29 protein-coding genes and 1 pseudogene are annotated in these 25,093 nt (G+C 61.7%); 18 read left to right on the top strand and 12 right to left on the bottom strand.

The genetic code is table 11. The annotated features are described in order from the left end of the window. Positions 1 to 9: 9 nt before the first annotated feature. From ACYUCQ_RS12860 to ACYUCQ_RS12845, 4 genes are read right to left on the bottom strand one after another with little or no spacing between them, the layout of a single operon-like run. Positions 10 to 1,992 carry a heme lyase CcmF/NrfE family subunit gene (locus tag ACYUCQ_RS12860; protein ID WP_460254938.1) on the bottom strand — a complete coding sequence of 661 codons (1,983 nt, stop codon included), beginning with the start codon at positions 1,990 to 1,992 and terminating at the stop codon, positions 10 to 12. Positions 1,993 to 1,998: 6 nt separating this feature from the next. Then, a complete protein-coding gene (gene ccmE / locus ACYUCQ_RS12855) occupies positions 1,999 to 2,517 on the bottom strand; it encodes a cytochrome c maturation protein CcmE (protein WP_460254937.1) in 519 nt (172 codons plus the stop codon). Then, entirely contained in the window at positions 2,514 to 2,666 is a 153-nt protein-coding gene (locus tag ACYUCQ_RS12850; protein WP_460254936.1) for a heme exporter protein CcmD, read from the bottom strand. The genes ccmE and ACYUCQ_RS12850 overlap by 4 nt, the downstream gene beginning before the upstream one ends. Next, entirely contained in the window at positions 2,663 to 3,439 is a 777-nt protein-coding gene (locus ACYUCQ_RS12845; RefSeq protein WP_460254978.1) for a heme ABC transporter permease, read from the bottom strand. The genes ACYUCQ_RS12850 and ACYUCQ_RS12845 overlap by 4 nt, the downstream gene beginning before the upstream one ends. Before the next feature lie 365 nt (positions 3,440 to 3,804). Here ACYUCQ_RS12845 and efp point away from each other — a divergent pair, with 365 nt between their 5' ends. The 10 genes from efp (at position 3,805) to ACYUCQ_RS12795 (ending at position 11,744) form a co-directional block, all read left to right on the top strand. Then, a complete protein-coding gene (gene efp, locus ACYUCQ_RS12840; protein WP_460254935.1) occupies positions 3,805 to 4,371 on the top strand; it encodes an elongation factor P in 567 nt (188 codons plus the stop codon). A gap of 6 nt (positions 4,372 to 4,377) precedes the next feature. Continuing rightward, positions 4,378 to 5,208, top strand: a complete 831-nt coding sequence (locus ACYUCQ_RS12835; protein WP_460254934.1) for an inositol monophosphatase family protein — start codon at positions 4,378 to 4,380, stop codon at positions 5,206 to 5,208. A gap of 32 nt (positions 5,209 to 5,240) precedes the next feature. After that, complete coding sequence (locus ACYUCQ_RS12830) at positions 5,241 to 5,918, top strand: hypothetical protein (RefSeq protein ID WP_460254933.1); 678 nt, start codon at positions 5,241 to 5,243, stop codon at positions 5,916 to 5,918. A 9-nt stretch (positions 5,919 to 5,927) separates the two neighbouring features. Next, the gene (locus ACYUCQ_RS12825; protein ID WP_460254932.1) at positions 5,928 to 7,073 is read left to right on the top strand and encodes a flagellar motor protein MotA; all 1,146 of its coding nucleotides are present in this window, start codon (positions 5,928 to 5,930) and stop codon (positions 7,071 to 7,073) included. Position 7,074: 1 nt separating this feature from the next. After that, complete coding sequence (locus tag ACYUCQ_RS12820; RefSeq protein WP_460254931.1) at positions 7,075 to 8,022, top strand: peptidoglycan-binding protein; 948 nt, start codon at positions 7,075 to 7,077, stop codon at positions 8,020 to 8,022. A 164-nt stretch (positions 8,023 to 8,186) separates the two neighbouring features. Continuing rightward, positions 8,187 to 8,915, top strand: a complete 729-nt coding sequence (lexA, locus tag ACYUCQ_RS12815) for a transcriptional repressor LexA (RefSeq protein ID WP_460254930.1) — start codon at positions 8,187 to 8,189, stop codon at positions 8,913 to 8,915. Positions 8,916 to 8,960: 45 nt separating this feature from the next. Further along, the gene (locus ACYUCQ_RS12810; RefSeq protein WP_460254929.1) at positions 8,961 to 9,737 is read left to right on the top strand and encodes a TerB family tellurite resistance protein; all 777 of its coding nucleotides are present in this window, start codon (positions 8,961 to 8,963) and stop codon (positions 9,735 to 9,737) included. Next, complete coding sequence (locus ACYUCQ_RS12805) at positions 9,724 to 10,449, top strand: N-acetylmuramoyl-L-alanine amidase (RefSeq protein ID WP_460254928.1); 726 nt, start codon at positions 9,724 to 9,726, stop codon at positions 10,447 to 10,449. Before ACYUCQ_RS12810 ends, ACYUCQ_RS12805 begins: the two co-directional genes overlap by 14 nt. Before the next feature lie 55 nt (positions 10,450 to 10,504). Next, positions 10,505 to 10,834, top strand: coding sequence for a hypothetical protein (locus ACYUCQ_RS12800; protein WP_460254927.1), 330 nt, complete (start codon positions 10,505 to 10,507; stop codon positions 10,832 to 10,834). A 121-nt stretch (positions 10,835 to 10,955) separates the two neighbouring features. Next, positions 10,956 to 11,744 (top strand): class I SAM-dependent methyltransferase, encoded by a 789-nt coding sequence (locus ACYUCQ_RS12795; RefSeq protein ID WP_460254926.1) that lies wholly within the window; start codon positions 10,956 to 10,958, stop codon positions 11,742 to 11,744. A 98-nt stretch (positions 11,745 to 11,842) separates the two neighbouring features. Here ACYUCQ_RS12795 and ACYUCQ_RS12790 read toward each other — a convergent pair whose 3' ends face one another. Next, positions 11,843 to 12,514: a biliverdin-producing heme oxygenase gene (locus ACYUCQ_RS12790; RefSeq protein WP_460254925.1), complete on the bottom strand. Its 672-nt coding sequence runs from the start codon at positions 12,512 to 12,514 to the stop codon at positions 11,843 to 11,845. Positions 12,515 to 12,590: 76 nt separating this feature from the next. Here ACYUCQ_RS12790 and ppsR point away from each other — a divergent pair, with 76 nt between their 5' ends. From ppsR to ACYUCQ_RS12770, 4 genes are all read left to right on the top strand, one after another. Then, positions 12,591 to 13,907 (top strand): transcriptional regulator PpsR, encoded by a 1,317-nt coding sequence (gene ppsR, locus ACYUCQ_RS12785; RefSeq protein WP_460254924.1) that lies wholly within the window; start codon positions 12,591 to 12,593, stop codon positions 13,905 to 13,907. A 67-nt stretch (positions 13,908 to 13,974) separates the two neighbouring features. Beyond that, positions 13,975 to 16,134 carry a GAF domain-containing protein gene (locus tag ACYUCQ_RS12780; protein WP_460254923.1) on the top strand — a complete coding sequence of 720 codons (2,160 nt, stop codon included), beginning with the start codon at positions 13,975 to 13,977 and terminating at the stop codon, positions 16,132 to 16,134. A 100-nt stretch (positions 16,135 to 16,234) separates the two neighbouring features. Next, positions 16,235 to 16,774, top strand: a complete 540-nt coding sequence (infC, locus tag ACYUCQ_RS12775; protein WP_460254977.1) for a translation initiation factor IF-3 — start codon at positions 16,235 to 16,237, stop codon at positions 16,772 to 16,774. A 21-nt stretch (positions 16,775 to 16,795) separates the two neighbouring features. Beyond that, entirely contained in the window at positions 16,796 to 17,434 is a 639-nt protein-coding gene (locus tag ACYUCQ_RS12770; RefSeq protein ID WP_460254922.1) for a phosphorylase family protein, read from the top strand. On the opposite strand, the gene ACYUCQ_RS12765 is transcribed toward ACYUCQ_RS12770, so the two are convergent. From ACYUCQ_RS12765 to ACYUCQ_RS12750, 4 genes and pseudogenes are all read right to left on the bottom strand, one after another. Continuing rightward, the gene (locus tag ACYUCQ_RS12765; RefSeq protein WP_460254921.1) at positions 17,406 to 18,443 is read right to left on the bottom strand and encodes a dipeptidase; all 1,038 of its coding nucleotides are present in this window, start codon (positions 18,441 to 18,443) and stop codon (positions 17,406 to 17,408) included. The two genes, ACYUCQ_RS12770 and ACYUCQ_RS12765, sit on opposite strands and share 29 nt — an antisense overlap. Continuing rightward, positions 18,433 to 18,768, bottom strand: a complete 336-nt coding sequence (locus ACYUCQ_RS12760) for a hypothetical protein (protein ID WP_460254980.1) — start codon at positions 18,766 to 18,768, stop codon at positions 18,433 to 18,435. Before ACYUCQ_RS12760 ends, ACYUCQ_RS12765 begins: the two co-directional genes overlap by 11 nt. Then, a complete protein-coding gene (locus ACYUCQ_RS12755) occupies positions 18,710 to 19,039 on the bottom strand; it encodes a hypothetical protein (protein WP_460254979.1) in 330 nt (109 codons plus the stop codon). The genes ACYUCQ_RS12760 and ACYUCQ_RS12755 overlap by 59 nt, the downstream gene beginning before the upstream one ends. Before the next feature lie 44 nt (positions 19,040 to 19,083). Beyond that, positions 19,084 to 19,140: pseudogene (locus ACYUCQ_RS12750) on the bottom strand (MJ0042-type zinc finger domain-containing protein); the annotation flags it as partial. A 119-nt stretch (positions 19,141 to 19,259) separates the two neighbouring features. Here ACYUCQ_RS12750 and ACYUCQ_RS12745 point away from each other — a divergent pair. Genes ACYUCQ_RS12745 through ACYUCQ_RS12730 form a run of 4 tightly spaced genes read left to right on the top strand, consistent with a single transcriptional unit; the run spans position 19,260 to position 22,240 of the window. Continuing rightward, positions 19,260 to 19,952: a cell division ATP-binding protein FtsE gene (locus ACYUCQ_RS12745; protein WP_460254920.1), complete on the top strand. Its 693-nt coding sequence runs from the start codon at positions 19,260 to 19,262 to the stop codon at positions 19,950 to 19,952. After that, positions 19,945 to 20,880, top strand: a complete 936-nt coding sequence (locus ACYUCQ_RS12740) for a cell division protein FtsX (RefSeq protein WP_460254919.1) — start codon at positions 19,945 to 19,947, stop codon at positions 20,878 to 20,880. The genes ACYUCQ_RS12745 and ACYUCQ_RS12740 overlap by 8 nt, the downstream gene beginning before the upstream one ends. Continuing rightward, positions 20,877 to 21,545, top strand: a complete 669-nt coding sequence (locus ACYUCQ_RS12735) for a YdcF family protein (RefSeq protein ID WP_460254918.1) — start codon at positions 20,877 to 20,879, stop codon at positions 21,543 to 21,545. The genes ACYUCQ_RS12740 and ACYUCQ_RS12735 overlap by 4 nt, the downstream gene beginning before the upstream one ends. Then, positions 21,545 to 22,240 (top strand): lysophospholipid acyltransferase family protein, encoded by a 696-nt coding sequence (locus ACYUCQ_RS12730; RefSeq protein WP_460254917.1) that lies wholly within the window; start codon positions 21,545 to 21,547, stop codon positions 22,238 to 22,240. Before ACYUCQ_RS12735 ends, ACYUCQ_RS12730 begins: the two co-directional genes overlap by 1 nt. On the opposite strand, the gene ACYUCQ_RS12725 is transcribed toward ACYUCQ_RS12730, so the two are convergent. The 3 genes from ACYUCQ_RS12725 to ACYUCQ_RS12715 all read right to left on the bottom strand — a co-directional run bounded on the left by ACYUCQ_RS12725 (position 22,219) and on the right by ACYUCQ_RS12715 (position 25,005). Further along, complete coding sequence (locus ACYUCQ_RS12725) at positions 22,219 to 23,460, bottom strand: ArsB/NhaD family transporter (protein WP_460254916.1); 1,242 nt, start codon at positions 23,458 to 23,460, stop codon at positions 22,219 to 22,221. The two genes, ACYUCQ_RS12730 and ACYUCQ_RS12725, sit on opposite strands and share 22 nt — an antisense overlap. A 97-nt stretch (positions 23,461 to 23,557) precedes the next feature. Further along, on the bottom strand, positions 23,558 to 24,217 hold the full coding sequence (locus tag ACYUCQ_RS12720) for a hypothetical protein (RefSeq protein WP_460254915.1): 660 nt from the start codon (positions 24,215 to 24,217) through the stop codon (positions 23,558 to 23,560). Between the two features lie 167 nt (positions 24,218 to 24,384). Continuing rightward, on the bottom strand, positions 24,385 to 25,005 hold the full coding sequence (locus ACYUCQ_RS12715) for a PEP-CTERM sorting domain-containing protein (RefSeq protein ID WP_460254914.1): 621 nt from the start codon (positions 25,003 to 25,005) through the stop codon (positions 24,385 to 24,387). Positions 25,006 to 25,093: the final 88 nt, after the last annotated feature.

Genomic DNA, 25,093 nt, shown 5'->3' with positions numbered 1-25,093 from the left:
CCGCAATCCTCAAGCCGTCTCGGTGCCTGCCGGCTTGGGCACCGCCGCCCGCTTGCGCGCTGGCGCCCCGATCCTGAACCGCCGATCGGTGAGCGAAATGCCACCGCCCAGCGCCATGATCAGCCCGCCCAGCCAAATCTCCGGCGCCAGCGGATGCACATTGAACCGGAATTCCGCACCGCCGGATTTATCCTCGCCGGCAAAGGTCGCGAACATATCCCACAACATATTGGTGCGAATCGCCGCATGCTCGGTGGTGACATGCTGGGCGGTGAAAAACCGCCGCTCCGGCAGCATGGTCATCACATGCTTGCCATGGCGGGTCACATCGATCACCGCCTGCCGCGCCGCATAGGCCGCCGTGCCAGGCGCATCCTGCACCCGCTCCAAGGTCCAGCGATAGCCGGCCAGATTAACCCCCTGCCCCGGATGCAGCACGGTAATCACGTGAACCTGCGTCGCCATGCCCGCGATTCCGAGCACGGTCACGCCAAAGCCCAAATGCCCCATCATCGCGCCATAGGCCGCGCGCGGCACGCTGAATAGCCGCGAGAATGACTGGCGCACCGGCACCCGGAACAGCCGCACCCGCTCACCCAAATCGACCAGCGCGCCCAGCACCACCCAGGCCCCACCGGCGAGACCCAGCGCCGCAATGGCGTGGCCGCGCAGCAAAACCACCGCCAGCACCACCAAGGACACCAAACCGACCGCCCACAGCTTCATCAATGCCGGCATGATCGCCGCCCGCTTCCAGGCCAGCAACGGCCCCACCGCCATTGCCAAAATCAACGGCGCGACCAGCGGCAATGCCGCCTGATCGTAAAACGGCGCGCCCACCGAGAGCTGCAACCCAAACAACAAATCAACAAAGGGCGGATACATCGTGCCGGTGAACACCACCGCCGCGATCATGCACAAAAACACATTGTTCAAAATCAACGCGCCCTCGCGCGAGACCGGCGCGAACACGCCCGATGCCGCCAACACCGGCGCGCGAATGGCAAATAGCAGCAGCGACCCGCCGACGGTGAGGGCGAGCAGCACCAGAATGAACAAGCCCTGATTGGGCGACACCGCAAAAGCATGCACCGAATTGAGCAGGCCCGAACGCACCAGGAAGGTGCCGGACAGGCTCAGCGAAAATGTCGCAATCGCTAGCAGCACCGACCAAGTTTTCAACGCCTCCCGCTTTTCCACCACAATCGCCGAATGGATCAGCGCGGTCCCGGTCAGCCAGGGCAGGAGTGCAACATTCTCCACCGGGTCCCAAAACCAAAACCCGCCCCAGCCCAGCGTGTAATAAGACCAGAGCGAGCCAAAACAGATGCCCGCCGTCAGAAAACACCAGGAAACGATGGTCCAAGGCCGCACCCAGCGCCCCCAAGCCGCATCCACCCGCCCTTCGATCAGGGCTGCGACGGCAAAAGCGAACGCAATCGAAAACCCGACATAGCCGGTATAGAGAATCGGCGGATGCACCGCGAGGCCAGGGTCTTGCAAAATCGGGTTGACGCCTGCCCCATGCAACGGCGGCGGCCACAGCCGCACGAACGGGTCCGAGACGGTCAGGGTGAACAGCAAAAACCCCGCTGATATCAATCCCAGCACCCCCAACACCCGGGCGCGCAAACTCGTCGGGATGGTGCGGCCAAATACCCCAACCACGCCCCCGCACAGCGCCAGGATCAAGCACCATAACAGCATCGAGCCGGCATGATTGCCCCAGGTTCCGGTGATCCGGTATAAGAGCGGCGTGGTGCTGGAGGAAAATTGGGCGACGTTTTTCACCGTGTAATCGGACACGACGCCCGCCCATACCAAAGCCGCGAAACTCGCCGCCAGCATGCCAAATTGCCCAATGGCCAAAGCGGGTGCGGCGCGCAGCACCGAAGGGTTGCGCAAATTCGGCCCAAACAGCCCGATCATCGCCTGCGCCACCGCAATCGCGAACCCCAATGCCAACGCGAAATGGCCTAATGTCGGAATCATGCTGACTTATCCTTTCGCAGCGGCAATTTGCTGCGGTGTTTTATCATCCCAGGTTGCGGCATTCGGCGCGGGGCCAAATTTTGGGTTCCATTTGCCCGAAGCGCGCAACGCCTGCTCCACATCAGCGGGCATATAGCTCGCCCCGTGCTTGGCCAGCACCGTATCGGCGCGAAACACCTCGCCATGGCTGGTCATGCTGCCAATCGTCACCACCCCCTGCCCCTGGCGGAACAAATCCGGCAAAATGCCGGTAAACACCACCGGGATCGAGGCTTGGCCGTCGGTAATCCGAAACCGCGTCAAGGGTTTACCGTCGCGGTGCGACATCACCACCGTGCCCACCTGCACCACCCCGCCCAGACGAAATACTTCACCCGGTCGCGGATGCTTCACCAGCACTTCCTGCGGCGATAAAAAATAGGACAGGCTGGAGCGGAACGCGACCAGCATCAAGGCCGTCGCGGTCGAGGCAAACAGCCCGCACACCACCACAATCCATAAACGCCGCGCCTTTCGTGTCATCATGACCGCACCCGCCCATATTGCGCTTCAACCTGCGCCAAACGCTTGCGCGCCGCCCGATAGCGCAGAAACGCGCCCAACCCGAGAAAACCGATAATCAGCACCGTCGCGCCATACGCCCCTTCGACGAAGGGCATCACATCCTTAATCATGACCGGCCCCCTTCCGCCGCCGCCAGCAACAGGCTGCGCGCCTTGGTCTCCATGATAAAGCTTGAGATTCGCGCCAGCACCATCGCCAAAAACGCCAGATAAAACGCAATCGTGCAGACCAGCAGCGGCAGCAGCATGGTGATGTAAATCTTTGACGGGCCGGTGAGCGAAATGGAATTGCCCTGATGCAGCGAATTCCACCAATAGACCGAAAACACGATGATCGGCAGATTAATCGCACCCACCAGCCCCAAAATCGCCGCCGCGCGGTAGCCGTGCTGGGGATTATCAAAGGCGCGCAGCAGCGCGATATGACCGAGATAAAGGAACAACAATATCAGCACCGAGGTCAGCCGTGCATCCCAAACCCAATAGGTGCCCCAATCGGGCCGGCCCCAGAGCGAGCCGGTAATCAGGCACAGCGCCGTGAACCCCGCCCCCACCGGCCCGATTTCGCGCGCCGCGATATCGGCGAGTGGATGACGCCACACGATGGAGAGCAGCGAGCAAATCGCCAAAGCCGCATAGCCATTCATCGCCACCCAGGCGGCAGGCACATGCACATCCATGATCCGGGCGGTGACACCTTGCTGCCAATCGGGCGGCGCAAAATAAAAGCCCCAAACCAGCCCCACCACGGTCAAAACCAGCGCCACACCGCTCAGCCAGGGGATGATCGGCTGGACGAATCGCTGAAACCGCCCCGGATTGGCGAATTGATGCAGCCAAGCGCCAGATTTCGACCGCATCACCTCAAGCGGCGGTTCGCCCATCGCGCCCAGCGGCGCCTCGTTCGGGTAGTCCTGTGTCATCGGCGTTTCCATCACTCTTAGTCTAATCGGAATATGTCGTTTTACCAGCCCTCTCGACGCCAATCCTGCCTTAATAACTGTGCAAACTAATCACATCTTGGCGTGCGCCGCCAGCGCGCTGGGATATGATTTGACGCGCGCCGCCAGCGCTTGGATATGTTTTGACGCGCGCCGCCAGCGCTTGGATATGTTTTGACGCGCGCCGCCAGCGCTTGGATATGTTTTGACGCGCGCCGCCAGCGCGCTGGGGGGGCACCGAGCCTTGCCGAGATGCGATCCAGGGTCTATGCCGCGCCATCTCAACGCCAATCCGGATGGTACCTTTCATGAAACAGCAGGCGAATTTGATCCGCGCCGGGCAAGTCATCGAGCATGACGGCCGCCGTTGGACCGTGCTCAAGCAGCAAATCATCACCCCTGGCAAAGGCGGCGCCTTCATTCAGGTGGAAATGCGCGACCTGAAAACCGGCAACAAGACCAACGAGCGGTGGCGCACCGCCGATACGGTCGAGCGGCTGATGACCGATAATAAAGACTATATCTATAGCTACACCGATGGCGATAATCTGGTGCTGATGGAAGCCGAGAGCTTCGAGCAATTCATGGTGCCTTCTGATCTGCTCGGCGATATGGCGCCGTTCCTGCAAGATAACATGCCCGTGATCGTCGATCTGGTCGAAGGCGAGGCGGTGGGGATTCACCTGCCTGCGACCGTAACCCTCGAAATCGTCGAGGCCGATCCGGTGGTCAAAGGCCAGACCGCATCCTCCTCATACAAGCCCGCAAAACTCTCCAATGGCGTGAAAACCATGGTGCCGCCCTTCGTTGAAGCGGGCGAACGGGTGGTGGTTCGCACCGAAGACGCGAGCTACGTCGAACGCGCCAAAGGCTAATCCCCCATGGTCCCGCGCCGCTCTGCCCACATGACCATCATGGTCGCCGCCGCCCAAAAGGCGGCGAAGCGGCTGATCCGTGACTTCAACGAGGTCGAACATCTCCAGGTTTCGATCAAGGGACCGTCCGATTTCGTCAGCCAGGCCGATTTGCGCGCCGAGCAAAGCATCCGCGAGGATCTGGACCGCGCGCGGCCCGGCTACGGGTTCCTGATGGAAGAAAGCGGCGCTTCCGGCTCGGCCAACTGGGCGTGGCGCTGGATCGTCGATCCGCTGGACGGCACCACCAACTTTCTGCACGCGATTCCGAACTGGGCGATCTCGATCGCCCTTGAGAAGCGCCTGCCGGAAGGCCAGAGCGAAATCGTCGCCGGGCTGGTTTATGCCCCGGCGCTCGATGAATTTTATTGGGCGGAAAAAGGGGTCGGCGCCTATTTGAACGATAAACGCCTGCGCGTCTCCGCCCGGCGGGACTGGTCCACCGGCTTGTTCGCAACCGGCATTCCCTTCGCCCGCACCGCGCCGCGCAACCGGCTGGCTTTCGCCCGCGTGCTCGGCGCGATGATGCCCGATGTCGCAGGCGTGCGCCGCTTTGGCTCCGCCGCCCTCGACCTCGCTTGGACCGCAGCCGGGCGCTATGACGGCTATTGGGAGCTGGGGATTAATAAATGGGATGTCGCGGCGGGCGAATTGCTGGTGCGCGAAGCCGGTGGCTTCGTGACCGACCCGGCAGGCCATGAGCATATCGAGGGTGAGATTGTCGCGGCCAACCCGCATTTTCATGCCCGCCTGCGCGAATTGGTGGCCGCAGCGCGCGACACCGCGCCGACCGATTGAGACTTCACGCCAATCCGGGCTAAAACCAGCCCATGACGCCGCGCCCATCTCGTTCGCGCCTGCTCGCCCGCTTGGCGTTGGCCCATATTGTGCTGGCCCGTTTTGCTCTGGCCAGTTTTGCTCTGGCCAGTTTTGCTCTGATCAACGTGGCTGATGGCGCAGCGCCGGGTGTGAGCGTCAATCAAAACGCGCTGCAACAGCTCGCAGGTCCACAAACACCCCAAGCGGCACCAATCCCGCACCCAAAACCAGCACCCAACCCACCCAGACTGCCGCTCCAGCGGCGGATCGCCCTGCCCTTGCCGCCACCCCCCGCGCCAACGCCCCCGCAATCGACCGCACCCGGCGCACCACCACCCGTTGCCAACCCGGCCACCGCACACCCGCCTACGCCTCCCATAATACCAACGCTTGCGCTCGATTTCGCAAGCCATAGCGCCACGCTGAGTGCGATAAATATCGCCAAAATCCGCCAATTTGCCGCACAAAAAACCGTGTCCACCCGGCGGATCACCATTGCCGCCGCCGCCATCGGCACAGCACAGCATCCCAGCCGCGCCTATCGCCTCGCCTTCGCACGCGGCCATGCCGTGCGCGACAGCTTGATCAAGGCCGGTATTCCCCTCACGCGCATCATCGTGCAAAGCCAAATTCTGCCCCCCGGCAGCCAAGCCTCCGACCAGCGTGCGATCTTGACCCTAACCCCATAGGCCCAACGCATGACCCGTCCCACCGCCTATCTGATCCGCATGATCGTGTTTTTGGTCTTGGTCTATGGCCTCGCCGCCTTGCTCGCGCCGACCCTGGCTAAATTCTATCTCGCCAATCCGGTGATCAATAGCGTGATCGTGCTGGTCGAAATTTTCGGCGTCGGCTGGAATCTGCGCCAGGTGCTGCGCCTGTCTCCCGAAGTCGATTGGGTCGAGCATTATCAGCGCTCGCGCGCCTCGATCGAGCAGGCCACCAAGCCGAAATTATTGCTGCCGATGGCGCGCATGCTCGGCGTGCGCAGCGATCATCCGGGCCGGGTATCGCTCTCGGTACAGGGCATGCGCACCATGCTCGATGGCATCGCCAGCCGGCTCGATGAAAGCCGCGAGACCTCGCGCTATGTCACCGGCGTGATGATCTTCCTGGGCCTGCTCGGCACGTTCTGGGGCCTGCTGAAAACCGTCCATGCGGTCGCGGCGGTGATCCAGGGGATGAACCTCACCGGCGGCGATGTGAATGCCATGTTCACCCAGCTCAAAGCCGGTCTGGCCGGCCCGCTGGAGGGCATGGGCACCGCGTTTTCCTCCTCGCTCTTTGGCCTGTCCGGCGCCTTGATCCTCGGCTTTCTCGATCTCACCGCCGGTCAGGCGATGAGCCGGTTTTTCAATGATCTGGAAGAATGGCTCGCCGGCCTGACCCGGGTGTCCTCCGGCCTGCTCGGCGCGGAGGGCGAAGGCTCGATGCCCGCTTACGTCCAAGCCCTGCTTGAGCAAAGTGCAGAAAATCTCGAAGCCCTGCAACGGGTGATGACGCGCGGCGAAGAAGCCCGCGCCGTCACCGCGCAAAGCACCCAAACCCTGACCGAGCGGATCACCACCCTGACCGAGGCGATCCATAATTCGCACCGGATCATGCTCAAAATCGGCGAAAGTCAGCAAATTCTCACCAAACTTGCCGAGCAAGCCAGCGCGCAGCGCGCGAATATCGGCCCGGATGATGAAATCGCGAATGCCCATCTGCGCAACATCGAATTGCTGCTGGCGCGCCTGATCACCGAGAGCGAGCAAGGCCGCACCCAAAGCCTCAGCGATTTACGGCAGGATTTGAAAATCCTCACCCGCACCATCGCCGCCCGGTTCGACGAAGCGCGCTGACATGTCCCTCCTCTCGCGCAGGCGCGGCGGCAACGGCCTCGAAATCTGGCCCGGCTATGTGGATGCGCTGTCCACCTTGCTGATGGTCACCATTTTTGTCTTGCTGGTCTTTGTGCTCGCCGAAGCGTTTCTCTCCGCCGCCTTGTCGGGCAGCAATAAAACCATCGATTCGCTGCGCGGCGATGTGTCGCAATTGGCGAATATTCTCTCGCTCGAACAAACCAAAAATGCCTCGCTGGAGACCAAAATCACCGGGCTGCAAGCCAGCCTCGCCAGCGTGCGCGCGCAGGAGGCGGGCCAGGAACAGCTCAACGCCGCCGAATTAAACCAAGTCACCAACCTTGATGAGCAAATCGCAGCCCTGCGCCTGCAACTTGATGGGTTGGCCGCCGCCCTTGATGCCTCGGCCAAAAAAGACCAAGCCCAGCACGTGCAAATCGTCAATCTGGGCAAAAAGCTCAACGCGGCGCTGGCCCGGCAGGTGCAAAAACTGCAGCAATATCGGAGCGACTTCTTTGGCGAGCTGCGCAAAGCCCTCGCTGGCCAGCAAGACATCAAAATCGTCGGTGATCGCTTCGTGTTTGAAAGCGCTGTGCTGTTTCCCTCTGATTCCGCCAAACTCTCGCCAGATGGGCAACAGAAAATCGCCGTGGTCGCCAAAGCGATCAAGGATATTTCCAAAAAAATCCCGCCCGGCCTGCATTGGGTGCTCAGCGTCGATGGCTTTGCCGATCAGGAAGCGATCACCGGCGGCCCGTATAAAGATAATTTCGACCTCTCGACCGCGCGCGCCCTCGCCGTGCTGCATGTGCTGGTGCAAGATGGCGTGCCGAAAAATCGGGTCATTGCCGCTGGTTTCGGCGCCGCTCACCCGATCGCGCAAGGCACCTCGCCAACCGCCATGGCGCAAAACCGCCGCATCGAATTCCGCCTCACCTCGGCGGATTAGAAAGCTGAGATGAGACAGGCGGTTCGGACAAGCCGTTTGACCGCGCTGTTCGAAATCATTTGACGCGACGCGGAAAACATATCTAGAACATCGTTGTCCTTTTGTTCTGGTTTATCGGCGCTCGTCTCACCCCCCAAAACACGCTCACCTTAACAAGGTTGCCCATGCTCACCCGCAAACAGCACGATCTGCTCGCCTTCATCGACCAGCATCTCCGCCAAACCGGCTGCTCGCCGAGTTTCGAGGAAATGAAAGACGCGATTGGCCTGAAATCGAAATCCGGCATTCACCGGCTGATCAGCGCCCTCGAAGAGCGCGGCTTTCTGCGCCGGCACCGCCATCGCGCGCGCGCCCTCGAAGTGGTGCGCCTACCCGCCGATGCCGTGCCGCAATCGCGCCCGATCGAGGTTGAGCCAACCCCGCGCCCCACGGCATCGCGTTTCGCCCCCAACGTGATCCGGGGTGATTTTTCCACCCGCTTCACCGGGGCGCACGCCGCCGCCGAAGCCGCCGCGATCACCTTGCCGCTCTATGGCCGCATCGCCGCGGGCCAGCCAATTGAGGCGCTGCGCGAGGCCCATGCCGAAATCGCGGTTCCCGCCGCCCTGATCGGCCCCGGTGAGCATTACGCGCTCGAAGTCGTGGGCGATTCCATGATCGAGGCCGGGATTTTCGATGGTGACACCGCAATCATTCGCAAAGGTGACACTGCGGAGGGCGGCCAGATCGTCGTTGCCCTGATCGATGATGGCGAAGTCACGCTCAAGCGCCTGCGCCGCCGAGGCAATTCCATCGCCCTCGAACCCGCCAATACCCGCTATGAAACCCGCATCGTGCCCGCCGAGCGGGTCAAAGTCCAAGGCCGTCTGGTCGGGCTGTTGCGGCGATATTAATCCGCCCCCTTTGACGTTGCGCGTCGCACGCCCGATATAGTCATTATGGCCTTATGGGGTAAAATCATTGGCGGTGCGGCCGGGTTCGTCATGGGCGGGCCGGTGGGTGCCATGGCCGGCATCGCGGTGGGCCACGCGGCGGATCGCGGTGATCTCGGCAATGTCGGCGCCAAGCTTGGCCGGGCGCTGCCGCTCGATAGCGCCCGCCTCGCCGCGCTGATCGGTCGGCGCGATCAAGTGTTCGCCATTGCCGTCACCGTGCTCGCCGCCAAACTCGCCAAATGCGATGGCACGGTCACCCGACCGGAGATCGATGCGTTCCGCCGCCAATTCCGCATTGATGACGCCGCCGTGCCCACCATCGGCCAGCTTTTCGATCAAGCCCGCAACGAGGCCACCGGCTTTGAGCCATATGCCCGCCAGCTCGCCGCCAGCTTTGCCGATAATCGCGCCACCCTCGAACAGGTGCTCAGCGCGCTCTACGCCATTGCCCGCGCCGACGGGCCGATCAATGGCCGCGAGACCGACATGCTCACCCGCATCGGCGTGCTGTTCGATTTGAACGAAGTTGAACGCGCGCGCGCCGCCAACCCCTCGCGCTTCGCCCTCGATGAGGAGGACGCGTATAGCGTGCTCGGCATCGATCCGAATGCCAGCTTTGAGGATATTCGCACCCGCTGGAAGCAGCTGATGCGCGAGAACCACCCCGATCAGCTCGCCGCCCGTGGCGTGCCAGGGGATTTCATCACCCGCGCCACCGAGCGCGTGGCCCGGATCAACGCCGCCTATGACCGCATCAAGCGCGATCATGCCCCACCTTGATGCCGATCTGGGGCACTCACTCTCGCCCAATTTCGATCATCGCCCCGCCAACGCGCCCCTTGATCATCTGGTGCTGCATTACACCGGCATGGACAGCGCGCAGGCCGCCCGCGCCCGGCTGTGCGACCCCGCAGCGAAAGTTTCCGCCCATTATCTGATCGATGAAGATGGCACGATTGAACAATTGGTGCCCGAGCGATACCGCGCCTGGCACGCCGGCCTCAGCTATTGGCGCGGCGTATCGCACCTGAATGATCGCTCCATCGGCATCGAAATCGTCAATCCCGGCCATGAGCACGGCTACCGCCCGTTCCCGGCCCGGCAAATCACCGCCCTGATCGGCCTGTGCCAAGCAATCCTCGCCCGCCATCCGATCCCGGCGCGAAACATCGTCGCGCATTCGGACATCGCCCCCACCCGCAAGACCGACCCTGGCGAATTATTCCCCTGGCCCACCCTCGCCGCCCACGGCATCGGCCTGTATCCGAGCACACAGCCCGACGCGCCCGATCTGATCCCGGACCTTGAACCTGACCTCAACCCAATCCTCACCGCCATCGGCTATGATCCCGCCGCCCCGCTTGACGCCCGCATCACCGCCTTCCAGCGCCGGTTTGCACCAACCACGATCACCAGCCAGCCCGATCCATTCACCCGCGCGCGGGCGCAGCAGCTTGGCGCGCTGTTCAACGACCTTGGCAACCAACGCTGAACCGTGACAGTTTTTTATCATTGTCTTTGAGTGATGAATCCACTATGTTAGTGGGATGGCCGCTGGCGAAAAATTCCCCAACCTTCCGAAAGCGTCAAAGCGCCGACGGCTGACGTCGCTCGGTGCCTGTGCTGCGGTGCTGGGTGGGCTTTCTTTTGGGGTGCTACGGCTGTTTCAACTCATCACCCCCTCGCTGCAGCATAACCATGCCAGCCACCTTGAATTATTAGTGATCTGGAGCGTCGTCTCCGGCTATTGTCTGCTTTTGGTCGGCATGGAAATCTTTCTGATGGTTACCCTGATAAAAATTCGCCGTGAACCAGACGATCTTCCTTTACCCGGCCCGCCGCCGCTTGATCCCATTGTTGTGCTCAAAGCGCCTTGAGGCATCATCATTTGGCACTGTGCATCTCCGCGCGCCATAAATTTTTCGACACATCTTCAAAACTTTTGTAATCTCTCCTGGCCCGCCAACAGCGATCACGCCGATGAGGAATGAACCACGGATGCACACCCCGCCTTGCCCGGTCTGTCAGTCCGCAACGCGGCTGCTCGACGTTGTTGATTTCACCAAATCCTGCGAGGAATTGAGAGGCAAATATTATGTGCCGATCGGCCTCGCGATCTATTACGCACTCTGCCAATCATGCCATTTTTGCTTTGCCCCGGCGATGCATCAATGGACTCCCGAAGATTTCAAACGCCATGTTTATAACGATGAGTACATCATTTTCGATCCCGATTATCGCGAAATTCGCCCGAACGCCCAGGCCAATCTGCTGCTCACCAATTTCCAGGACATCGCACCACACCGAACCCATTTGGATTATGGCAGCGGCAATGGATCATTATCATCACGCCTGCGCGCCCATGGCTGGGCATCAACGGCGTGGGACCCGTTTAGCGAGCAAACCCCATCGATCACCACGCTCGGCAGCTTCGATCTGATCACCGCGTTCGAGGTTTTCGAGCATGTGCCCGACATTGCCGGGCTGATGGATAACCTCTCGCTTCTATCCACCGATCATAGCTTGATCTTTTTTTCCACCGCCCTGTCCGATGGCCATATTCACCCAACCAAGCGGCTCGATTGGTGGTATGCTGCCCCGCGCAATGGGCATATCAGCCTGTTTTCACGCCAGAGCCTCGCGCGCCTCGCCGCCCGCGCGCAATTCAACTATGTCAGCCTCAGCGATAATTTCCACATATTTTTCAAGAACCTACCCGCCTGGGCGCGCCATCTGATCCCCGAATCACCGCCCTCTATGGAACGATCTAGATCAATATGGGTTTAGGTTGAATCGACAGATTCTAGCTAAACCAATGAAATTGATCGACAAACAGAGGCTAGAGCGAGATTGATGATAAGCAATCACGCTCTAGGTAACGATCATCACCCCTCGCCTGCCCCATCCGCCACCACCGCCTGCGAAATCGCCATAGTCAACATGAAACCGCGCCGCGCCTCGGCCAGCACGGCTTGCGTCTGCGCTGGCGTCAACGCCGCCTGATCAAAACCCCGCCGATAATCGTGCCGAAACGTCTCGATCGTGCCAATCGCCTCAAACCGATAAAACCCCAGCGCCGCCGCACCCAACCCCAAGCTGCTCGCCAGGCGCCGTGCCAGCACCTGCCCGCCATTCAAATCGCCCAGATAGCGCACATAGGCATGGGCAAGCAGCAACATTGGATCATCCCGGCGCAACGCCTCAAGGCGCGCTTCATAAGCGCGCCCCGCCGGCAGCACCGCAACCCGGCTGGCCCAATCCTCGCCGGCGAGCGCGACCAGATCGGCCTCGAGCGCGGCGGCGCGAAATAATTCGGGCCGCACCAAAGCGCGCAGCGCCGGATGCTCGCGCCATTGCAGCAACCCCGCCTCAAGCGCCTGATAGGCAGGGCGCAAATTCGCCAACAGCCGCGCATAAGCCTGCAATGTCAGCGTCCCGCGCAGCAGCAAAGCCACCGCCCCGCCTCGCTCAGCCTGCCGATGCACATCCCCCGTCGCGTCTTTGAGCTGATCCGCCAACCGCATGGCCGCCTTGTCCAACGCTGCGCCCTGCGCCATCGCTCACCCCCCAGAATGTACTTGGAAAAATTCCAATAAGCTGCTATTATATTTCAAATTACTGATTGATCCAACCATGACCGGCGTAAATCTCGTCCAGCCTGACGTCACAATTAGGCTCGATCGTGACGGCATCATCCAAGACACCATCGTATCCGAGCGGATTGCGAGCGAGACTTTGCGCCCGTGGCACGGTCGGCGTTGGGCCGAAACCGTCGCGCAATCCGCCCTCGATAAGCTCCGCAGCATGGTGCAAGACGCGCTGACCACCGGCGTCTCCGCCTTCACCCCGATCAGCCAGCGTTTTCCGAGCGGCCTGGAAATGCCGTTGGAATATACCGCCGTCAGCCTCGGGGCCGATAGCGGCTTAATCGCCATTGGCCGACAATATCACGTCGTCTCCGAGCTCGAATCCCGCCTGCTCGCCACCCAGAAGGCGATGGAGCAAAATCACTGGAAGCTGCGTGACGTTGAAACCCGCTACAACGTCATTTTCAATGCCGCCATCGATCCGGTGCTGCTGATCGAGGTCGATACGCTGCGCATCATCGATGCTAATCCCGCGGCCAATCGCACGCTCGGCATCGGCCCGAACTGGAATTTTCTCACCGAAATCGCGGAAGCCGATCGCGCCCCGTTCCTCGCCATGATGGATCGCGCGCGCGACTATGGCCAAGCCCCCGGCGTAATCGTGCATCTCGGTGCGGAGCGTCGCTCCTGGATTGTGCGCACCGCCACCGTCGAATCGGTCGATACGCCGAGCTACCTGCTCTATCTCACCCAAGTCGGCTCGGTTGATCGGCTCGCTGAGGCGCCAGCGCGCCCGGCCTGCGCGCCGCTGATCAGCAAACTGCCCGATGGCTTCGTGATTATTGATCGCGATGGCAGCATTCGTGAAGCCAATGCCGCCTTTCTCGATCTGATCGAAGCCGCCAGCGCCGAAATGGTGCTCGGCGCCCGGCTTGATCGCTGGTTGCTGAGCGAGGGCACCGGCCTCGCCACCTTGCTCGATCTAATCTGCAGCCATGGCAGCCTGAAATTGCTGCCCGCCACGCTGCATGGCGAACATGGCGCCACCACCGCCGTCGAAATCTCGGCGGGGACCGAGGGCAATTTGATCGGCATGGTGATTCGCGATGTCAGCCGTCGGCTGAACAGCCCCAGCCCGGCCACCGTTGAGGAATCGATCCGGAGCGCCCTGCAATCGCGCCGATGGGCCACCAACCAGACCAGCCTGCCCCACGCCCTCGACACCGCCACCGCCATTATCGAGCGCCATTATATTCTTGATGCGCTCGATCATGCCGCCGGTAACCGCAAAGCCGCCGCCGCCGCCATCGGCCTTAGTCGGCAGAGCTTATATATGAAAATGCTGCGATACGGACTTAAATAAAATCAGCCAGCACCCACAACCAGAGCGACGGTTTGTGGTTCCGACGATTCCTGGGGAGGTTTCGGTGATGACATCAAAATTTCCATCCGCCCCGGCTTTCGGCACCGCCGACCTGTCCAATTGCGAGCGTGAGCAAATCCACTATGCCGGCGCGATCCAGCCGCATGGCGTGCTGTTCTTGCTCAGCGAACCGGACCTGACCATCGTGCAAACCAGCGCCAATGCTGGCGCGTTCCTCGGACTACCCGCCCCACCCCTCGGCCAACCGATCAGCGCCCTCGGCGGCAGCCTGACGGCAGATCTGACGGCACGCCTCGCTGAATCACTCGAAAGCCAACCCCATGCGTTTCGCACCCAGTGCTCGCAGCACCCGGATGGCTTGCAAGCACTGATCCATCGTCCCACCGGCGGCGGCCTGATCATTGAGCTGGAACCGCTGGGCGATGACCCGCCGGTCGCCGCCGCACTCGAAACCGCCTTGCAAAGCATCCTGGTCAGCGCCGCCTTGCCCAATCTGGCCGATGAAGCGGCGCGCTTTATCAAAAGCCTGACCGGTTATGACCGGGTCATGGTCTATCAGTTCGATCAGGAAGGCCACGGTCAGGTATTCGCCGAACATTGTGAACGCGGGCTAGAGCCTTATCTCGGCAACCGTTATCCCGCGACCGACATCCCCCAAATCGCCCGCCGCCTCTATGAGCGCCATCGCGTGCGCATGATTGTCGATGTCAATTTCCAGCCGATCACGCTGATCCCGCCGCTGTCACCGATCAGCCATGGCCCGCTCGATATGTCGCTTTGCACGCTGCGCGCCTCCTCGCCGATCCATAATCAATATTTGCAAAATATGGGCGTGCGCGCCACGCTGGTCATGTCCTTGATGGTCGAAGGGCGGCTCTGGGGCTTGATCGCCTGCCACCATTACGCGCCATATTTCGTGCCGTTCAAGATCCGTGCGGCCTGTGAATTGCTCGCCGAAGCCATCGCCACGCGCATCGCCGCCCTGCAGAGCTTCGCCGCCGCCCAGGCCGAGCTTTCAGCCCGCCGCGTTGAGCAGCGGATGGTTGAATCGCTGGCCCGCGAGGGGCGTTGGAAGAACGCCCTGTTCGATAATCCCAACGCCTTGCTGCACCCCACCCGCGCCACTGGCATTGCGCTCCTGCTTGATGGTGAAGTGACCGCCGCCGGCGATGTCCCGGCCACGCAGGACATCCGCGCCATCGCCGCTTGGCTGGATGCCGAATCCGGGGCAACCCCGCCCGAATCCGCGCCGATTGTCACAGACCGGCTCGGCGCCGTGCGCAGCGTGCTCGCTCCCATCGCGGCCATCGCCAGCGGTGTGCTCGCCATGCCGATTACCGCCTCACCCGGCGCCTATCTGATTTGGGTGCGCCCCGAGGAAGTCCGCACCGTCACCTGGGGCGGTGACCCGACCAAGCCGGTCACCATCGGCGATCATCCGGCGGATCTGTCACCCCGCCGCTCCTTTGCGCAATGGCACCAAGTCATGCGCGGCCAGTCCGAGCCATGGACCGAAGCGGATATCGCGGCGGCTAAGCTGATCGGCAGCATGGTCAGCGATGTGGTGCTGCAATCACGCTCGGTGCGCCTGCTGATCGCCCAAGACCAGCTTGATCGGCTGCGCCAGGATGTCGCTGCCTCCGCGCAACCGGTGATCATCACCGATATTGCCGGCGATATTTTGCTGATCAACCAAGCCTGCGCGAGCCTGATCGGCGAGACCAATCAAGCTTTGCATAGCCTTGCCGACTTGTCCGGCCTGTTCGCCGAGCCAAAACTTCTGGCTGAACGGCTGAACGCCCTGCAAAAGCTGCATCTGAGCTGGCGCAGCGAAAATGCCCTGCGCCGCGCCAATGGCGGTTCCACCCCGGTGCAAATCCGCGCGGACCCGATTTTTGCCGCCGCCGACCGCATTTTGGGCTATGTGCTGATGCTGACCGACCTGACCGATCAAAAAGCCGCCAACGCCGCGCGCCGCCATTTCCAGGACGGCGTGATCGAACAAAACCGCGAAGCGGGCGACCTGATCACCACCACCAGCGGTCTCACCTACCAAAATCTGCTCCGCGCCGTGGTCGAAAACGCCCAGCTCGCCGGCCTTGAAATCACCGACCGGATCGACCCGACGCGGATGCCGGAAAAATTGCAGGCGGTGCGCGAATCAGTCCGCCGCGCCGCCATTCTGCTCAAAAATCTGCTCGGATGAGGCCCTACATCGCCCCGCGCGGGCCGCTCAGTTGCACGACATCCCGATTATCGTCTAGAGAATGCTAGCGAATTGTTTGTAACGTCGACAGGAGCGCACCATCGCCAGAGTACCACAACCACCTGCCCCACCCAGCCGTGAGGGGCCCCGCGTCAATGAAGATATCCGCGTCCCGCAAGTGCGCCTGATTGGCGCCGAGGGTGAAATGATCGGCGTGTTAAGTGCGCGAGACGCCATGCGCCGCGCCTTTGAAGCCGGCTTGGACCTCGTTGAGATCAGCCCGAATGCCGAGCCGCCGGTTTGTAAATTGCTCGATTATGGCAAATTCAAATACGAGCAGCAGAAAAAGAAAAACGAAGCCCGCAAGAAGCAAAAGATCGTCGAGATCAAAGAAATCAAAGTTCGTCCGAATATTGACGAGAATGATTATCAAGTGAAATTGCGCGCGATGAAAAACTTCATCGGCGAAGGGGACAAGGTGAAAGTGACGTTGCGCTTCCGAGGCCGCGAAATGGCCCATCAGGAGCTCGGCGTGAAGGTGCTGGAGCGGGTGCGCGTCGATATGGAAACCGATACCAAAGTCGAACAAATGCCGCGCATGGAAAATCGCCAAATGGTCATGGTTCTCGCACCGCGTTAACGCTTTCCCGATCCGATCATCATGTGGGGTGCCATTACCGGTCTCACCGCCGAGGCGGCGTTGCTCACCGCAACACCGTTACGCTTAGCAATCGGTAATGGCACAACAGCGGGCGCGCGCCGCGCCGCGCAATCCCTCCTTGATCAAGGCGTCACCGCGCTGATCAGCTTCGGCCTCGCCGGCGGGCTTAACCCCACCTACCAGCCGGGCACGTTGCTGATCCCGCGTGCGATCATCGCGGGCGCTGACCATTATCAATGCGATCCCGATTTATGCCGCGCCCTCGGCGGCACCACGGGTGATGTGTTGTTGGGTCATGATGCCATCGCCGCCACCCGTGCCGAAAAATCAGCCTTGTTCGCCGCCACCGGCGCCGCGGCGATCGATCTGGAGTCCGGTGCGGTCGCAACGCTCGCGGCCGCCCACGGTGTCAAATTCGCAGCTATTCGCGCCATCGCCGATCCGGCTTGGCGCGATCTGCCGCCGCTGGCGCTCAATGCGCTGGATGATGCTGGAAAAATCCGTTGGGGCTTTGTGCTCGGCGAATTATGGCGGCATCCCGGTCACCTGCCGGGCTTGATGCAAATCGGCGCCGATGCCAATCGCGCTCGGCAAAGCCTCAAAGCCAGCCTTATCCAATGCCACTGGCCGGCGCGGTAATTTTCTCCGCCCAATCCGGCTCTGATGCCGCAAGGGCGCGGAGAAAATTACCACCCCAGATTTTCTCGATGGCCTCCTCACCATAGCCACGCCGCACCAATTCCGCCGTGATCGCCGGCGCTTCAGCCGCATTGCCGCAGCCCCGAAGCATGCCACCACCATCAAAATCGGTGCCGATGCCAACATGATCAATGCCGATCAAATTGATAATGTAATCGATATGATCGACCAAAACCTCAACCCCAATATCCGCCGTGCGCGCGCCCGCGCGCAAAAACGTGGAAACCATCGTGACTTGCACCACACCACCATGGTCGCGCAGGGCGAATAATTGCTCATCATCAAGGTTGCGCGGATGATTGCATAATGCCCGCGCACAGGAATGGGTTGCCACGATCGGTCGCATCGATAGCGCAACGGCCTGCATCATGCTGGGCTTGGAGGCATGGCTGACATCAACCAGAATGCCAAGCTGGTTCATGCGCTGGATCACGCTGCGCCCAAGGGCTGAAAGGCCGCCATGCTCGCTACTGGCATCGCCCAAATCCCGGCGCGGAATCGCTGAATCGGCCAAATCATTATGGCCATTATGGGTCAGCGTCATATAGCGAACGCCCAGCGCCGCATAGCGATCGAGCAACGCCGGATCACCACCTAAGCCCGTGCCATTTTCAACCGCCGGGATCACCGCAATCGCACCGCGTTGCACAGCCGCACGAATATCATCGGTGGACCGAGCCAAGGCCGTGCCGGCCACAGCGCCCATCGCGCAAATTTCATCAAGCATCGCAAGACTACGCGCAGCCGCCCTTTGATGGCCCTCAGCATCTCGGCGCTCTTGCGGCACGTAAGCGGCAAAACAAACGGCATTGACCCCGCCGCGCTGCAATTTCGGCAAATCAACACATCGCGCCGATTCGCTCAGAAAATCGCCCCGGCTGGGCCATGGAATATCCACATGCGAATCCAGCCGTATCGCGCCGCCGAAGCTCGCCCGATCAAGGGGCATTGGCGGCGGGTTTTGCGGGTGCCACAGGTGCGAGTTTCGGCGCAGCCGCAGGCTTGGGCGCCGGTTTTGCCATCGGCTTGGGCATCAACCCAACGGCCTGATACAGCCGAAGGCTCGGTGGCCAGGCGGTGCTGATGGCATTGCGGAACACCACGCCCGCCAGCAAAAGCACTGCCAACACCAGGATCGAAGCCAACCAAGCAATGCGCCCCCGCGATGGCGGATCTTGGCGCAGCAGGGCCGCCTGATCGAATTTGATCGGTTGCTCACTGGGTTGCTCCGTCGACGGCGCGGCGGCTGGCGCGGCGACCGATGGCACCGCCATCGGCGCAACCGGCGTAATGAAAGGCGGCGGCAGCGGCGGCTCGGGCGGTGGTGGCGGTGGTGGTGGTGGTGGCGGCGGAGGCGGTGGTGCAGGCGGCATCGGCGGCGGCGCCGGAGGAGGTGGCGGTGGCGGCGGAGGAGGGGGAGGCGGTGGTGGTGGCACCGGAGGAGGGGGAGGCGGTGGTGGCGGCGCCGGCGGTGTGGGCGGCGGGAGCTGGGCCTGGGGTTGCGGCGGCGGCACAAGCTGCGCCGGATCTGGTTGAGCCAACCATGATTCGTTGCAGCGCACACAGGCCAAGGTGGCTGGGAGCCGGGCTGCGACCGCTTCGGTCAGACGATAGGTGGTACCGCAATGCGGACATGTTACGCGCATGCGCAATCGATGACATTATTGAGCGTTTCGTGCAACCATGTTCGTGCAATGAGATTAGCATCGCATTTGATCGGGCGGTGGCTTGTGATCCCTGCATCGGCACGGCACACAGGGTCGAGATGATTCGATTCTTCAACGCTGGCTTGGACTATCAGCGCCTCGCGGGTGAACGGCGTTCCCCCGGTGATGCCGATCATACCGGCCTGATCGATTTGTCGTTCACCATCGAATCGGGTGGATTTCGGTGGCTCACCGGGGCATCCGGCGCTGGAAAAACCACGTTGCTCAAGCTGATGTACCTGGCTCTCCCGCCGACCAGTGGGCGAATCGAGCTGCTCGATTCGGACCCGGCCCGGCTGGACCGGGCGGGGCGGGCTTTGCTGCGCCGACGTATCGGGGTGGTGTATCAGGATTTCAGGCTGCTCAATCATCTCAGCGCTTTCGATAATGTCGCGTTGCCGCTGCGCCTCGCGCGGCGCAAGGAAACCCAGATCCATGCGGATGTGACGGAATTGCTGCGCTGGGTTGGGTTGGCGGATCGGCTCGCCCATCGCCCCGAAGAGCTTTCTGGCGGCGAACAGCAACGCGTGGCGATTTGCCGGGCGGTGGTGGGCCGACCCTCGCTGCTGCTGGCGGACGAGCCCACCGGCAATCTTGACGATGAGCAGGCGGTGCGGTTGCTGCATTTATTCATGTCGCTCAATCAACTCGGCACCACCGTGATTATTGCCAGCCATAATCTCAGCCTGATCGAGCGCTATCGCGCGCCGGTGCTGGAATTGCAGCATGGCAGGTTGGTGTATCATGGCTGATCGGCACCGCAGCCGGGCGCGGCCCGATCCGATCGGGTTGCGGGCGGCGACGCATGATCGGTTGCTGATTGCGGTCGTCGCGGCGATGAGTTTTCTCGCCGCCCTTGCGATGGCGGGCAATTTGGCGACCAGCACGCTTGCCGCCCATTGGCTGGGCGGTGCGCGGAATGTGCTGACCATCGAAGTGCCCGATCCGAGCGCTTCGGTGCAGGCGGCGAGCCGCATTACCCGGCTTGATGCGGTGCTCACCGCCCTGCGCCAGCAGCCGGCGCTGAGCGGGGTGCGCGCTTTGTCACCGGCTGAACTGGGCCATTTGCTCAAGCCTTGGCTGGGCGATACCAGCGCCTCCGGCGATGCGGGAATTGCGCTGCCCGGCGTGATCATGGCGCAGGGCGATGCGCACCAGGCGGCGGTCAGCGCGCTGAGCCAGGGCTTGAACCAGATTGCGCCAGGCACGCTGGTTGAAACCGGCGGCGGGCTGGCCGCAAGGCTGACCACGCTGACGGAATCGCTGCAAGCCTCGGCGGCGGCGATTTTGTTGATCGTTGCGGCGGTCGCGGCATCGGTGGTCGGGGTGTCAGTGCGGGCGGGATTGGCGCAGCGGCGCGAGGCGATTGATATCATCCATGGGCTGGGGGCGCGCGATAGTGATATTGCCCGCCCGTTCGCCCGCGAAATTGCCCGGCAGGCGGGGCTGGGCGGATTGCTCGGCGGGTTGGCGGCGTTGCCGGTGCTGCTCTGGCTGGGCCGATTGGCCGCCGGGTTTGCGCTGGTGCCGCACAGCGCCACACGCGGGGTGGGGGCGATGCTGGCCGATATGCCGACTTTGCTGTGGGCCGGGCCGGTGGTGCTGATGCTGATGGCGGCGCTGATAGGCTGGGTGGTGGCACAGACCACAGTGTTGGGCTGGCTGCGGCATCTCGCATGAGCGGCCCCTTGTCCCGCAACCGACGCCCACGATTTGGCCGCCGTGCGCGCAGCCGCCGTTGGATAAGGCGGCTGTTCGGTTGGCTGTTCGCGATCACCGGGTTTGGTGTGCTGGTTTGGGCGATGGGGTTTGTTTGGTTCTATGCGCAAATCGAGCATGAGCGCCGGGTGCTGCCGATGCCGCATGCCGGTGGGATTGTGGTGCTGACCGGCGGGCCGGACCGGGTGAAGCGGGGGTTGGAATTGCTGATGGGGGGGGCCGCACCACGCTTGCTGATTTCGGGCGCGGGACCGGGGACGCATTTGGGCGATTTTACCCCGCGCGATGGCATTGATGCGGTGAGCAAAGCGGCTTCGATCAGCCTTGGTCATCGAGCGACCACCACAAGGGGCAATGCGCGGGAGACGGCGCGCTGGGTGATGCGCCATCAAATTTATTCGGTGATTGTGGTGACGGCGGATTATCACATGGTGCGGGCTTTGGCCGAGTTGCACCGGCATTTGCCGGGCGTGCGCTTGATTGCCGATCCGGTGCGGCGCTTGCCGCGCAGTGGCGCGCTGGATGCGCGGCAATGGAAGCTGGTGGCGGCGGAATATACCAAATATCTGTTCGTGCGATGCGGGTTGGGTGGGTTTGCCGCGCATCATATCGAAGGGCATTTGTGATGTTTTTGATCGGCTCGATCCTGTTCAACCTGACCTTGTTTGGCAGTGCGGCCATTGCCGGGTTGTATGGGCATTGGCTCAAGCGCACGGCCCCCGATCGGCTGCTGGGCTATGGGCAGGCTTGGGCGCGGTTGATGCTGCGCGCGCTGCGGGCGTTTTGCGGTGTGGGGTTTGCGCTGCACGGGCGCGAAAATTTGCCCCCGGGCGGGGTGATTTTGGCGGCCCAGCATCAATCCGCGTTCGATACGCTGGTGTGGCTGACCTTGCTGGAGCGACCTTGTTACATACTCAAGCAGGAATTGACGCGCTTGCCGATTTTTGGATCGCTGCTGGAGCCGGCTGGGCAGATTGCGCTCGACCGGGCGGGGGGAGCGGCTGCGCTGCGGCATTTGATCACCCAGGTGAATGAGGCGCTCGCGGCGGGCAAGCAGATTATTATTTTTCCCGAAGGCACGCGGGTGGCGCCGGGTGTGCGCGGCGAGTTGCAGCCGGGCATTGTCGCGCTGGCGCGGGCGAGCGGGGTGCCGGTGGTGCCGGTCTCGACCGATTCCGGGCGCTATTGGGGGCGGAATGCCTTTCGCAAACGCCCAGGGATGATTGATATTTTTATCCATCCGGCGCTGCCGACGGGGCTGGGTCGCGAGGCCATGCTCGCGGCTTTGGCGCAGATTTATTACGATAAAAATACTAAATAGAGCGTGCCGATCAGCAAGGTGCTGAGGGTGAGCGGGATGCCGAGGCGCAGATAATCGGTGAAGCGGAGCGTGATGCCGCGCGCGCGGGCGGCTTCGGCGACGATGAGATTGGCGACCGAGCCCAGGAGCGTTAGATTGCCCGCGAAGGTCGCGGCCATGGCCACCAGCAGCCAGGCTTGTTTGGGATTGGCCAAGGCGGCGACGAAGGGTTTCAGCACCAGCACGGTTGGCACGTTATTGACCAAATTGGACAGGATGGCGGTGAGTGGCACCAGGATCGCGGGGCGACCGGGCTGGAGGGCGGCAATGGTTTTGATGATCTCGGGCGTGATGACGGCTGCTTGCAGGCCGGCGATGACGATGAACAGGCCAATGAACATCACTAACAAGGACCAATCGACGCCGGCGAGTAGGATTTCGCTGCGCAAACCTGGGGTGAGCAGCAGCAGGGCGGCGGCGATCAAGGCGGCTTCGCTGGGGGGCATGCCAGCGAGGCTCGCGATGACGAAGAGGCCGAGGAGCAACAATGATTTCAGCAGCAAGCCGCGATGCAGCGCGCTCGGGGACGAGGCGACTGGTTGTGACGGCAATGGCGCGCGCAGATCGGCCCGAAACAGCAAAGTGAGGAGCGAAAACGTGATGAACAGGCCGATCAGGGCCACCGGGGCGAGCGATATGGCAAAGCGAGAATAGCTGATGCCGGAAATACTGCCGATGATCATATCTTGCGGATTGCCGGTGATGGTGGCGACCGAGCCGATATTCGCACTCGCCGAGAGCGCCATCAGATAGGGCAGCGGGTTACGCTTCAGGGCCAGCACGATATCGAGCACCAAAGGCGTGATCACCACGCAAATCGTGTCATTGACCAGCAGGGCGGAGAGAAAACCGGCAATCGCGATGATGGCGGCGAGCAAGGCCAGCGGGTGGCTGGCGCGGCGGAGCGCAACATTGGTGATGAGCGCAAAAAACCCGGCGCGGCGCAGACCCGCAGCGAGCACCATCATGCCGAATAGCAGCGCAATCGTGTTGCCGCTGATCGCCTGGTAGGCGCCGGCGAGCGGCAAAGCGCCCACGCCGATCATCAGGGCCGCGCCACAAAAAGCAATGGCCGCGCGATCCAGCCGCAATCCAGGCAGGCGGCCAAGGGCGACCCCTAAATAGGTCACAACGAAAATGACGATGGCAGCGATTTGCACGGGAAGCGAAAGTGTCGTCATGAATGACTATTGCCCGATTTCGCGCCCAACGCCAATTTTTTGCTCCTTTCGCTCCTTTTTGTTTTGCTATCGTAACTTTCTGGGCGCAATTATGCGCTCAACGCTCGAAGTTGATTTTTACGCGGGACGGTGGCGCGTAAATATGGCCGGGCAAAGTGGGGCGTGGGGGCGGCGGCGGGTATTTTTGGAGCATGTAGTCGTAAAATGTTGGTTCAGGTTTTTCGCTCCGCCGCGCTGGTTTGCGCGCCGGTTTTGGGGCCGGTGGGCGGGGTTTACGCGGTAATTTGAGGTAAGCGGGGAGCGGGATTGCGAGCATGTGGCAGAGTGGGCGTAGCACGCGACCGATGCTTGGGTTTTCGCCGTGGAGGAGCGACAAGTCAGGGTCTTCGAGGAAGCGGATGATATGGCCGCGAATATAGGGGATGTGGTGGCCGGGGAAGGTTTGCAGCAGCCAGCCTTTTTGCCCCGGAATTTCGCTCCTTTTTGCGCCGGTTTGAGGGGGTGGCGCTGGTGCTTCTGCTGATTCGGGCGCGGTTTGAGCTTTCGCGCCAGGTTTCCGTTCGCGGATGGGGCGGGGATTGCAGGAGAGAGAACGAAAACGGCGGGCGAGGAGCGAAATGCGGTGCCAGACGGCCCACTTAAGCGAAAGATTAAAGCGGGCGTAGTCGGGGGCGCCGAGGGTTTTGCGGAGCATATGCGCGATCACGGTGAAGCGGTCGGCGAGACTCTGTGCGAGGGGGTTAGTGGCCTGCTCCATTTCGCTAACATGGCATAGGCGGGGGTGGGTGCGAAAGGGGAAAATGCGGTGATGGTCTTGGCGTGCGGCGGCGGCGCGATGGTGGGGTGCTCAAGCGCACCCCACCATCTCACTACTACAAATCACACAATCAAAGGTTTCTTTCGAAAGTCTTGAATTATAAAAAATCAACCACGGTTTCGCCGTTTCCGCGCTGCGAAGCCGAGGAGGACGAGGCCGGTGCCGAGTAGGATGATTGAGCCTGGTTCGGGAACCGCCGTCGCAGTCGTCGCCGTAAAAGTGAGCGATGTGTCGGCGGTGATCGTTATTGATCCGCCATCGGTGTCGGAGAAACTGCCACCGTTAAAGGTGGGGGTCAGAAAGCTGGTGGACGTGCCCGGCGCGGTAACCGTAATGGGTCCGAATGCGGTCGAAAGCGCGTAACTAGCAAGAGAGGGATCATTAAACCCAAGCCCAGCATTAGCAGAATTGTTAAAAAAATTGATTCTTGGCGTACTCGAATCGGCCGTGGCCACGATTGTAACGGTCGGTGTCAACGTTACGGTCGTCCCACCCTCGGTGAACGTCCCACGAACGTTGTAGAGATAATAAAATGGAGCCGCGCCTGTATAGATCGCCGACGTATCGCCGGTGAATACGAAGGAAAATGGACCGGTGAAACTCGTGTTGTCGATCGAGCCGCCTCCGACCCCGGAGAAACTATAGGTGATGGGCGTAGCATGCGCGTCAGACGCCGACAGGCCGATCAGAGTGGCGCAAATCAGGGCACTCGCAAATAATTTTTTCACAGCAGCATTCCTTTTTTTGTTGCTGAAACGAGGAAGGGAGAGGCGAGGCTAAGCAAAATCAAAAAATAGGAAGCACATTTCGTGCCAG

It is taken from the genome of Acidiphilium sp. MT5 (assembly GCF_054767495.1).
The sequence above is the reverse complement of the archived record's forward strand: the minus strand, read 5'-3'. Positions and strand labels throughout refer to the sequence as shown.